The organism is Streptomyces sp. SID11385 (genome assembly GCF_010548245.1).
GTDB lineage: Bacteria > Actinomycetota > Actinomycetes > Streptomycetales > Streptomycetaceae > Streptomyces.
Genome location: NZ_JAAGLR010000623.1, coordinates 1 through 10862, shown reverse-complemented (window position 1 = coordinate 10862; position 10862 = coordinate 1). Strand labels below are relative to the sequence as shown.

Sequence of the window (10862 nt, the reverse complement as noted above, 5' to 3'; positions counted from 1 at the left end):
CAGGGCGTTCGGGCCGCGCGCCGCCTCCGGGCCGCCCTTGGCGCCGAGGCGGAGCTGGTGCGGGCGGACGAGCAGGGTGGCCGCGCCCGCGACCGTCCCGCCCGCGACCCGTACCGGCTGCCCGGCGAAGACCGCGCTGCCGTCGCCGTCCGCCACCTCGACCGGCAGCAGGTTGGCCTCGCCGACGAAGGAGGCCGTGAACGCGGTGCGCGGCCTGGAGTACAGCGCGCGCGGGGTCCCGCACTCCTGGAGCCGGGCCCGGTCGAGGACCGCGATGCGGTCCGCCAGGGTCAGCGCCTCGATCTGGTCGTGCGTCACGTACAGGATCGACATCCGGGGGAACTCGCGGTGCAGCCGGGCGAGTTCGGCGAGCATCCCGCTGCGCAGGCGCGCGTCGAGCGCGGAGAGCGGTTCGTCCAGCAGGAGCACGCCGGGGCGGATCGCGAGCGCGCGGGCGAGTGCGACCCGCTGCTGCTGGCCGCCGGACAGCTCGCGCGGGTACCGGTCGGCGAAGTCCCCCATGCCCACCAGTTCCAGCGCCTCGGCGACCCGTTCGGCCGCCTCGGGGCGCGCGACGCGCCGGGCCCGGAGGCCGAAGGCCACGTTGTCGCGCACGCGCAGGTGCGGGAAGAGCGCGTACTGCTGCACGACCATGCCGAGCCCGCGCCGGTGCGGCGGCAGGTCCGTCACCTCGCGCCCCGCCAGGTGCACCCGCCCCGCGGAGGGCCGGACGAAACCGGCGACCGCGCGCAGCGCCGTCGTCTTGCCGGAACCGGAGGGGCCGAGCAGCGCCATGACCTCGCCGGGCTCGACGCTCAGATCGAAGTCGTCGAGCACCGTGGTGCCGCCGTAGCGGACGCTGACGTGCTCGAACCTGATACCGCCCGCGGGGGCCTGCGCGGCGCTCACGCGGCCGCCCCCCGTTCCTCCACCGCGCGCAGCAGCGCGGGCAGTTCGGCGACCGAGCCGAGCACCGTCGTCGCCCCCGCCGCGCGCAGCGCCGGCTCGTCGTGCGCCCCGGTCCGCACACCGGCGACGACGCCGGCCCCGGCCCGTATCCCCTGGCGCATGTCGTAGGCGGTGTCCCCGGCCACGGCGACGCGGGCCACGGAGTCCACCGCGTGCGTGCGCAGCAGCGCGGCGAGCACCAGGTCCGGGTACGGGCGGCCCCGGCCGCCCGCGTCCGCCGGGCACAGCGTCAGGTCCGCGAGGTCCTGCCAGCCGAGTGCGTCGAGCAGGAGGTCCTGCGTGGGCCGCGCGAAACCGGTGGTCAGCACCACCGTCCGGCCCTCCGCGCGCAGCCGCTCGACGCTCGCGCGCGCCCCGGGCACCTCCGTGACGGAGCCGCCGCCGACGAGCCGCGCGTACGCCTCCTCGAAGGCCGTGTTGGCCCGCTGGGCGCGCTCCTCCTCGCCGTACAGGTGCCGGAAGACGGAGATCTTCGACTCGCCCATCGTGGCCCGTACGTGCGCGAGCTGGGCGGCGTGCTCGGGCGAACCGGGGCGGACGCCGAGCCGCTCGGCGGCGGCGGTGAAGGCGCTCTCGACGAGACCGCCGTCGCTCACCGTCGTGCCCGCCATGTCGAGAACGACCAGGGAGTGGAAGGGGGTTGTGGTCATGGGGGTCACCATCCGATGAGGTCTGCGGTACGTTCGGCGATCGCGGGCGAGCACGTCATGCCCCGGCCGCCCGGCCCGGTCACGAGCCACACCCCGTCGGCGACCTCCTGCCGGTGCACGACGCGGGACGGGTCGGTGCACTGCGCGTACACCCCCGCCCAGCGGTGCCTGATCCGGGGCAGCGGGCGGCCGAGGTAGGACTCGACGACCGCCGTCAGGTGCTCGTAGGGCTCCTCGACGGTGTCGAAGGGGAAGGGGTGCGCGTAGGCGTGCGTGTCGCCGATCGTCAGGCCCCCGTCGCGCCGCTGCACCATGAGGAGCTGCATCGCGTGCTCCGCCGCGACGGGCGCCTGCGGCTGCCCCGCCGCGAGCGCGTCGAGCGCCTCGCTCGCGTACGCCGGGTAGTAGCGGAAGGAGTCGGGGTCGGCGACCGAGGTCGTCAGGGTCTCGCCCAGCGGATCGGTCTGCATCATCTGGAGGCGCACCCGGCGCACCGGCAGGTCCGGGCCCGCCAGCTCCCGTACGAGCCCGCCGAGCCACGCGCCCGTCGCGAGGATCACGGTGTCGCCCGCGTGCGTGTCCCCGTGGTCGTCGCGCACCGTCGCCGGGCCCGTCACCTCGCGCACCTCTCGCCCGCCGAGGAACGTGTACCGGCCCGAGGCGAGCAGTTCCTCCTTCAGGGCGAGTTGCGCCGTGCGCGGCTCGACGGCGGCGTCCCGCTCGCACCACAGCGCCGCGGCGAACTCGCCGCGCAGCGCCGGGTTGACCGCGCGCGCCTCCTCGGCGGTGAGCAGCTTGAAACCGCGCTCGCCCGCGTCCGGCCGGGCGAGCGCCGCTTCGGCCACGCCCCTCTCCAGGGCGGTGCGCAGCGGGGTGAGTGAGCCGCAGGCCCGGAAGCCGAGCCCCGGCACCCGTGCCCCGATCTCCTCCCACAGCTCCCGGGCGCGCAGAGCCGTTTCCAGCTCCGGGCCAGCGGCCCGCCCGCTCACCCAGATCTGCCCGAAGTTGCGCAGCGAGGCGCCCCGCGCCTCCGCCTCCCGCTCGATGTGCACGACCTCGTGGCCGCGCTCTACCGCGTGCCAGGCGTGCATGGCGCCCACGACGCCCGCTCCTACGACGATGACCTTCATGCCGAAGAGCCTCACGGCGGCGGATGGCGTCCAGCGGTCCGGCCGCCGACCGGCGGGTGAACCGGCCGCCAATCCTGGACCAGACCCGTTATCTTTCCGTGACTAAAGTCCGGTGTATTCAGGGCGGTTCGCCCCGTTCCTTCCTTTACTTCGCCGTCTCGTCGAGCCGTGTCGTGAACGAGAAGCGGTCTCCCCGGTACAGCGTCCGCACCCGCTCCAGGCGCCGCCCCCCGGTGTCCCGGGAGACGCGGTGCAGCAGCAGCATCGGCAGCGCGGGCGGCGTCCCGATCAGCAGGGCCTCGCGCGGTGAGGCGAGCACCGTCTCGATCCGCTCCTCGGCGGCACCGAACACGATCCCCAGCCGTTCCCGCAGATAGGCGTAGAACGACGAGTCGGGGTCGAAGTCCCGGTCCAGGCCGGGCACCCGCGCCACCGACACGTACGTGCTCTCCAGGCCCACCCGCTCGTCGTCCGCGAGGAGCACCCGCTCCAGGTGCCACACCGCCTCGCCCTCCGCGAGCCCCAGCTCGGCGGCGAGCGCGGGCGGGCAGGGGAACCGGTCGAGCCCGATCAGGGACCGCCCGGGCCTGCGCCCCTGCCTGCGCACCCCCTCCGTGTAACTCGCCAGCGACAGCGGCTGCTCCAGCTTCGGGCCCGCCACCACCGTCCCCCGGCCCTGCCGCCGCAGCCGCCCTTCGAGCAGCAGTTCCCGCAGCGCCTGCCGCACCGTCTCGCGCGCGACCTCGTACCGTGCCGCGAGTTCCCGCTCGGTGGGCAGCGGCGTGCCGCCCTCCCACGTGTCGAGCAGGGCGGAGAGCCGCGCCTTCACCGCGTAGTACTTCGGCACCCGGCCGTGCTCGGGCACTCCGCCGCGCACCGGGGCGCCCGGGTCCTGCTCCTGGGGGTAGTCCATGATCAGGATGCTCTCAGACGGCCCGGGGGTCCGGGGCCCGTCCGCCCGGCTCCCTCAGCCGCGCTTGCCGTCCCCCGGTTCCAGCGGGGGAGCGGTGAGGCCCGCGTGGGTACGGCAGCGGGGCTCGGCGGGCTCTTGGTCGCGGGGCGGCTCGCCGGGGCGGCGTACGAAGCCGAGGGCGAGGGCCGCCGCGAGGACGAGCAGACCGGCCATGCCCCAGGCCGCGCGGTGGAACGCCGCGTTCACCTGCGGCGCGTGCCGGTACGCGTTGTCCGAGAGACCGACGGCGAGCGGCAGCGCCGCGACCACGAGAAGCTGCGCGATGCGCGCCGCCGTGTTGTTCACGCCGCTCGCGAGCCCGGCGCGCTCCGCGTCCACCGAGGCGAGCACCGTCGCCGTGAGCGGCGCCACGAAGACACTCATCCCGAGGCCCATCACCGCGACCGCGGGGAGCACGTCGGGGAAGTACGAGGCACCCGGCGCGATCCGCAGCATCAACAGCGCCCCGCACGCCGCCACCAGCGGCCCCACCGTCAGCGGCAGCCGGGGCCCGATCCGCCGCGCGAGATCACCCGAGGGCGCCGACAGGACCAGCATGAGCAGCGTGATCGGCAGGCTCGCGACCCCCGCTTCGAGCGCGTCGTAGCCCAGCCCGTTCTGCAACTGCACGGGCAGCAGGAACAGCACGCCGCCGATCGCCGCGTACAGACACAGCGTCATGAGGTTCGTGACGCTGAACAGGCGCGAGGAGAAGAGACCGAGCGGCAGCATCGGCTCCCGCGCCCGCCGCTCCACCACGAGGAACGCCGCGCCCGCCGCGAGCCCCACCGCCAGCGGGACGAGCAGCCGGCCGGGACTCGCGCCCTTCGCCGTGATGAGCGCGTAGCTGACCCCCGCGAGGAAGGCCGCGCCGAGCACCGCCCCCGCCCAGTCGAAACGGCCCGTCGCCGCCGGGTCGCGGCTCTCCGGCACGTGCCGCAGCGCGAGCGCCAGGACGACCGCGCCGAGCGGCAGGTTGATGAAGAAGATCCACCGCCAGCCAGGCCCGTCGATGAGCCACCCGCCGAGGAAGGGCCCCACCGCGCCCGCGACCCCGGTGAGCCCCGACCACGCGCCCACCGCCTTCGCCTGGTCCTCCTCGCGGAACGAGGCCCGCACGAGCGCGAGCGAGCCGGGGGTGAGCAGTGCCCCGCCCACCCCCTGGAGCGCCCGCGCCGCGATGAGCAGCCCGCCGTCCCACGCGAAGCCGCACAGCGCCGAGGCGAGCGCGAACCACACGACGCCCGCGACCAGCGTGCGCCGCCTGCCGAGCCGGTCGCCGAGCGCCCCGCCGAGCAGCAGGAGCGCCGAGAGCGTCAGCATGTACGCGTTGACGACCCACTGGAGCGTCGCGAGCGAGACGTCGAGGTCGCTCCCGATGCGCGGCAGGGCGACGTTGACGACCGTCCCGTCGAGCATCGACATCCCGGAGGCGAGCACCGCGCACGCGAGCACCCAGCGCCCGCGCGCCGAGGACAGCGCGATCCCCGCGCCCCGCGCGGCGGCGGGGGCGCTCACCGGGCGCCCCCGCCACCGGCCGCCGGACCGTGCTCCGCGACGTCCGCCGGACCGTGCTCCCGGCCCGTCACCGCGCGCACCCGCCGTCGTCCGCCGCCGGACTCACCCCTCCCAGTGCCACTGCGCCACCTCGGGCAGGTCCTCGCCGTGCTCCCGCACCCACGCCCGGTGCCGCGTGCGGGTGTCGGCCATCTCCTGGCGCAGCGCCGCCTGCCGCTGCGCGAGCCCCGGCACGCGGTCGATGACGTCCATGACGAGCCGGTAGCGGTCCAGGTCGTTGAGGACGACCATGTCGAAGGGCGTCGTCGTGGTGCCGCGTTCCTTGTACCCGCGTACGTGCAGGTGCGGGTGGACGGCACGGCGGTAGGCGAGCCGGTGGATCAGCCACGGATAGCCGTGGTAGGCGAAGATGACCGGCTTGTCCTTCGTGAAGAGCCCGTCGAAGTCGGCGTCGGGCATCCCGTGCGGGTGCTCGCTCGCCGGGAGCAGCCGTGCGAGGTCCACGACGTTCACGACCCTGACCGCCAGCTCCGGGAGCCGCTGCCGCAGGATCTGCGCGGCGGCCAGGATCTCCAGCGTCGGGGTGTCCCCGGCGCACGCGAGCACGACATCGGGCAGCCGCCCCTCCTCGGTGCCCGCCCACTCCCAGATCCCCGCCCCGCGCGCGCAGTGCCCGCGCGCCTCGTCCAGGGTCAGCCAGTCGAACGAGGGCTGCTTGCCGGCCATCACGACGTTGACGTACTCGCGGCTCTGGAGGACGTGCTCCGCCGTGGAGAGGGCGGTGTTGGCGTCCGGCGGCAGGTAGACCCGTACGACCTCGGGGCTCTTGTTGAGCACGTGGTCGATGAAGCCCGGGTCCTGGTGCGAGAAACCGTTGTGGTCCTGGCGCCACACGTGCGAGGAGAGCAGGTAGTTGAGGGACGGGACGGGGGCCCGCCAGGGCAGCTTGCGCGCGGTGCCCAGCCACTTGATGTGCTGATTGGCCATCGAGTCGATGATGTGCGCGAACGCCTCGTACGTCGAGAACATGCCGTGCCGGCCGGTCAGGGTGTACCCCTCCAGCCAGCCCTGGCACATGTGCTCCGAGAGCACCTCCATGACCCGACCGTCGCGTGTCAGGTGCTCGTCGACCGGCAGGATCTCCTCCTGCCACGTCTTCGCCGTCACGTCGTACACGGCGTTCAGCCGGTTCGACGCCGTCTCGTCGGGGCCCATGAGGCGGAAGTCCCGCCGGTCCGCGGTGAGGTCCATGATCCGCGCGAGGTACTGGCCGAGCACCCGCGTCGGCTCGTGCGTGCTCGTCCCCGGCCGTTCCACCGTGACGGCGAAGTCCTCCAGCGGGGGAGCGGGCAGCGAGACGGTGAGCCGCCCGCCGTTGGCGTGCGGACTGGAACCGAGCCGCAGATCCCCGTCGGGGACGCACTCCAGGACCCGCGCGCGCGGCCTGCCCTGCTCGTCGAAGAGTTCCTCGGGACGGTAGGAGCGCATCCACTGCTCCAGCTGCCGCAGGTGCTCGGGCTCGGTCCGCACCTCGGCGAGCGGGACCTGGTGCGCGCGCCACGTGCCCTCGACCGGCAGCCCGTCGACGATCTCCGGGCCCGTCCAGCCCTTCGGCGTGCGCAGGATGATCATCGGCCAGTGCGCGCGCTCCGTGGAACGGCCCCGGCGCGCCTCGGCCTGGATCTCGTCGATCCTGCCGACCGCCTGCGCGAGCGCCCCCGCCATCTGCCGGTGCACGAGCGCGGGGTCGTCGCCCACGACCTCGATCGGCCGGTACCCGTACCCGCGCAGGAGGTCGTGCAGCTCGGTCTCGGGCAGCCGCGCGAGGATCGTCGGATTGGCGATCTTGTAGCCGTTGAGGTGCAGGATCGGCAGCACCGCCCCGTCGTGCACCGGGTCCAGGAACTTGTTGGAGTGCCACGAGCCCGCGAGCGGGCCGGTCTCCGACTCGCCGTCCCCGATGACGCACGGCACGAGCAGGTCCGGGTTGTCGAAGGCCGCCCCGTACGCGTGCAGCAGCGAGTACCCCAGCTCGCCGCCCTCGTGGATCGAGCCGGGCAGCTCGGGCGAGACGTGACTCGGCACCCCGCCGGGGAACGAGAACTGCTTAAACAGGCGCTTCATGCCCGGCTCGTCGCGGCTGATGTCCGGGTAGATGTCCGAGTACGAGCCCTCCAGCCAGCTGTTGGCGAGCACCCCGGGGCCGCCGTGCCCGGGCCCCCAGATGCACACCGCCCGCTGCCGGCGCAGCCGGATCAGCCGGTTGACGTGCGTGTAGACGAGGTTCAGGCCGGGGACGGTGCCCCAGTGGCCGAGGAGGCGCGGCTTGATGTGCTCCGGACGCAGCGGTTCGCGCAGGAGCGGGTTGTCCATGAGGTAGACCTGCCCGACCGCCAGGTAGTTGGCGGCCCGCCAGTGCGCGAGCAGTGCGTCCAGCTCCGCGTCCGACAGCTCGGGGGCCACCGGGGCCGGTGTCTCGTACGTGAATTCCTGCATCGCAAGCCTTTCAGCACGGCGGTTGATGACACCCGTCGGTCACGGCCTCCGGGCCGTGACCGCTGGTCGCCGGGGCGGTGACCGCACCGCACCCCGCTCCCTCCCCGTTCCCCCCACCCGCCCCGGCACGCGGGCCGACCGGCCCTCCCCACCGGGCCGACCGGCCCTCGGCCGCGCGGCCGTGCGTCCGGCACCCCTCAGCTCCTCGGCCCCGTCGGATCGCGGGCGCGGTGGCTTCTCGCGGGCTCAGTCGGTGACCTTGCTCCGCTCCGCGTACAGGAGGTCCTGGTAGTCGGGATGACGGGCGATCCAGCCGGAGTAGAAGGGGCAGACCGCGAGCACCGAGACCCCGGCGGCGCGCGCCTCGTCGAGCGACGTCCGCACGAGCGCGCTGCCCACGCCCCGGCCCTCGAAGGCGGGATCGACGACGGTGTGCACGAAGGCGACGAGGCCCTTCGTCCGGATGTACTGGGCGAATCCGGCGACCTCGCCGCCGACCCTCGCCTCGTACCGGTCGGCCTCGGGGCAGTCGCGCACCTCGGCCGGGGCCGACTTCTCGCTCATCGCTCTCCCCTCGTCCCCGCCGCCGGGCGCGGCTCGGGTCCCGCTCAGCTTGCCGCTCCGCGCGCCGGGGCGCGAGTGGTGTGCCTCCGGCGGGGCGGCCGGCTCCGGGCGGCGACGGGGAAACGCGGGTGCCGTCGTACGGTGCGCTGTGTCCGCGCGGGGGAGCGGACCGGCCGGGTGCGTTCCGCGACGTACGGCCGGGGCGGCTCCCCGCTCGCCCGTTCGGCGCGTTCCCCTCGCCCGGTGGGTGCCCGGGGGTGAAGGTGGGGGTGCGTGCGGGCTCGGGCGGGACGGGTACGGCTCGGCGGGGGTTTCCGGTGGTGTGGAGCGGCAGGAAGGTGGTGCGATGAAGATCGCCGTACTCGGGGCGACCGGAGGGCAGGGCGGGGCCGTGGTCGCGGCGCTGCGCGAGGCGGGACGGCCGGTGCGCGCCGTCGTGCGCGATCCGGGGGAGGCCAGGGCGCGCGCGCTCGCGGCCTCCGGAGTCGAGGTGGTCGCCGCCGACCTGCGCGACACCGGCTCGCTCGCCGCCGCTTTCGACGGCGCGGCAGCCGCCTTCGCCGTCACGACCCCCTTCGAGGACGGCCTCGAAGCCGAGAAGGCGCAGGGCGTCGCGATCGTCGACGCCGCCGCCCGCTCCGCGCTGCCCTTCCTCGTCATGGCCTCCGTCGCCAGCGCCGACCGCGAGACCGGCATCCCGCACTTCGAGACCAAGGCGCACACCGAGAAGATCCTCGCCGCCTCCGGGCTCCCGGCGGCGGTCGTCGCGCCCACGTACTTCTTCGACAACGTCTTCGGCGAGCTCCAGGAGGTCGCGGACGGCGAGATCACGATGCCGCTGCCGCCCGACACCCGTCTCCAGCAGGTCGCGCGCACCGACCTCGGCCGGGTCGTCGCCTCCGTGCTCGACGACCCCGTGCGCTGGCGGGGGCAGCGCGTCGAGGTCGCGGGCGACGACCCGACCCCCGCCGAGATGGCCCGCGACATCGGCCGCGCGGCGGGCGGGCAGGTCGACTACCGGCAGATCCCGCTGGAGGCGGTGGCGAGCGCGAGCCCCGACATGGGCGCCATGTACACGTACCTCACCGAGGTCGGCTACCAGGTCGACATCCCCGCGCTGCGGGCCGCGTTCCCGGAGATCCCCTGGACCTCCTACGCGGACTGGGCGGCCGCCCAGTCGTGGCCGACACCGGGCGGCTGACCGCACCGGGACACGGCGAAGGGGCGGCTCCGGCCGGGCCACGGTGAAGAGGGCTCCCGGCCGGGACACGGCGAAGGGCGGTTCCCGGCCGGGAACCGCCCTTCGCCGTGTCCGCCCCGCTCAGGGCAGCAGCCGCTCGATGGCCTCGCGGCCCTCCTCGGCGAGCTTCTTGCGCGCCCATTCAAGGTTCTCGGGTGTCACGTCGCGACCGGTGGCCTGGACGAGTTCCTCGGGCGTGACCTCCTGGTCCGCACCCGTGTGCAGTTCGTCGTCGGGGGTGACGACGCGGGGCAGATCCTCCGGGTTCTTCTCGCCTGCCATCTGCGGCCTCCTCGGTGTCGGCGCGGCGCGGGGCCGCGCGTCCCTGTCCGTCAATCTTCGTCGGCCCCGCGCCACCCGGCCACTCGGCGGGAGGCGTCCGGCCGTGCCCGGCCGCGTACCCGCCGCGCGGCCCGGGACACCTCCGAACGGCCAGGGCACCCGCGCGCCGCCGAGCGCACCTCCGCACGGCTCAGCACGCCTCCGCGCTGCTCAGGACACCTGCGCGAGGAAGGACTCCGGGGTGACCGGGTAGCCGCCGGGCCCGAGCACCGCGACCGGATCGCCGTCGAGGAGCACGGTGGGCGTCGCGTGCACCGAACTGTCCACGAAAGCCTGGGACACCGACCGCGCCCAGGGCCGGTACGTCCCCGCCCGCACCTTGCCGGCGAAGCCGTCCTCGCCGAGCCCGGGCACCTCGGCCGCGAGCCGGACGAGCAGGTCGTCGTCGGCGAAGCGGTCGTCCTCCTCGGACGGCTGCTCGGCGAAGAGGAGCCGCAGGAAGAGCACGAACGGTCCGGGGCCCTCGTCGAGCGCCGCACCGAGCGCGGCGAGCGCGTGCAGCGAGCCGCTGCCGCCCGCGCCGTCGTCGATGAAGGTCGCGAAGTGGTACTCGACGCGGAAGCGGCCCGCGTCGGCCGCCTCCTGGATCACCATGCCGAGCCCGTTCTCCATGCGCTTGCAGTACGGGCAGCGCGGATCGAGGTACACGCTCAGGACCCGTCCCGCACCGTCGTCGCCGTAGCGGACGACGGTGCCGTCCGGGCCCGAGGTGTGCGCGGGTACGGGATACGTGTCCGTGGTGTCGCCGGAGGTGCGTGGGGTCATGCCTCCAGGCTGCGGCCACCCGTTCGCCCGCGCAAAACGGGCACGACGGGCGGTGCCGGTCAGTCCCCGGGCGGTACCCGTCCGCGTCCGGACCGCCGGGCCCGTACGAGGGCGAGGGCCGTCACCGTCGCGGCGAGGACGGCGGCGGGGAGGGCCGCGGCCCACACCCGCGCCGTGCGGAGCAGGAGCGCGGCGAGCGCGGCGCCGAGGACGAGGGCGCACAGCCGGGCCACGGG

General features: G+C 74.8%; 10 protein-coding genes. 1 reads left to right on the top strand and 9 read right to left on the bottom strand.

The window, feature by feature from the left end; all coding sequences use genetic code 11:
- The 7 genes from G3I42_RS19045 to G3I42_RS19015 form a co-directional block, all read right to left on the bottom strand.
- Positions 1-909 (bottom strand): ABC transporter ATP-binding protein (locus tag G3I42_RS19045; protein WP_164287538.1); only part of this gene is annotated, 909 nt, incomplete at its 3' end.
- Positions 906-1619 carry a phosphonatase-like hydrolase gene (locus tag G3I42_RS19040; RefSeq protein WP_239096549.1) on the bottom strand — a complete coding sequence of 238 codons (714 nt, stop codon included), beginning with the start codon at positions 1617-1619 and terminating at the stop codon, positions 906-908. The genes G3I42_RS19040 and G3I42_RS19045, both read right to left, overlap by 4 nt.
- A gap of 5 nt (positions 1620-1624) precedes the next feature.
- On the bottom strand, positions 1625-2749 hold the full coding sequence (locus tag G3I42_RS19035) for a TIGR03364 family FAD-dependent oxidoreductase (protein WP_164287534.1): 1125 nt from the start codon (positions 2747-2749) through the stop codon (positions 1625-1627).
- Positions 2750-2894: 145 nt separating this feature from the next.
- Positions 2895-3662 (bottom strand): GntR family transcriptional regulator, encoded by a 768-nt coding sequence (locus tag G3I42_RS19030; RefSeq protein ID WP_164287532.1) that lies wholly within the window; start codon positions 3660-3662, stop codon positions 2895-2897.
- Positions 3663-3716: 54 nt separating this feature from the next.
- Positions 3717-5219: an MFS transporter gene (locus G3I42_RS19025; protein WP_164287531.1), complete on the bottom strand. Its 1503-nt coding sequence runs from the start codon at positions 5217-5219 to the stop codon at positions 3717-3719.
- Positions 5220-5321: 102 nt separating this feature from the next.
- Complete coding sequence (locus G3I42_RS19020; protein WP_164287529.1) at positions 5322-7715, bottom strand: phosphoketolase family protein; 2394 nt, start codon at positions 7713-7715, stop codon at positions 5322-5324.
- A gap of 246 nt (positions 7716-7961) precedes the next feature.
- Positions 7962-8279: a GNAT family N-acetyltransferase gene (locus G3I42_RS19015; RefSeq protein ID WP_164287527.1), complete on the bottom strand. Its 318-nt coding sequence runs from the start codon at positions 8277-8279 to the stop codon at positions 7962-7964.
- A 346-nt stretch (positions 8280-8625) separates the two neighbouring features.
- Here G3I42_RS19015 and G3I42_RS19010 point away from each other — a divergent pair, with 346 nt between their 5' ends.
- The gene (locus tag G3I42_RS19010; RefSeq protein WP_164287525.1) at positions 8626-9480 is read left to right on the top strand and encodes an NmrA family NAD(P)-binding protein; all 855 of its coding nucleotides are present in this window, start codon (positions 8626-8628) and stop codon (positions 9478-9480) included.
- Between the two features lie 120 nt (positions 9481-9600).
- On the opposite strand, the gene G3I42_RS19005 is transcribed toward G3I42_RS19010, so the two are convergent.
- Complete coding sequence (locus tag G3I42_RS19005) at positions 9601-9801, bottom strand: hypothetical protein (protein ID WP_164287523.1); 201 nt, start codon at positions 9799-9801, stop codon at positions 9601-9603.
- 210 nt (positions 9802-10011) lie between these two features.
- On the bottom strand, positions 10012-10626 hold the full coding sequence (locus G3I42_RS19000; protein WP_164287521.1) for a thioredoxin domain-containing protein: 615 nt from the start codon (positions 10624-10626) through the stop codon (positions 10012-10014).
- Positions 10627-10862 lie beyond the last annotated feature (236 nt).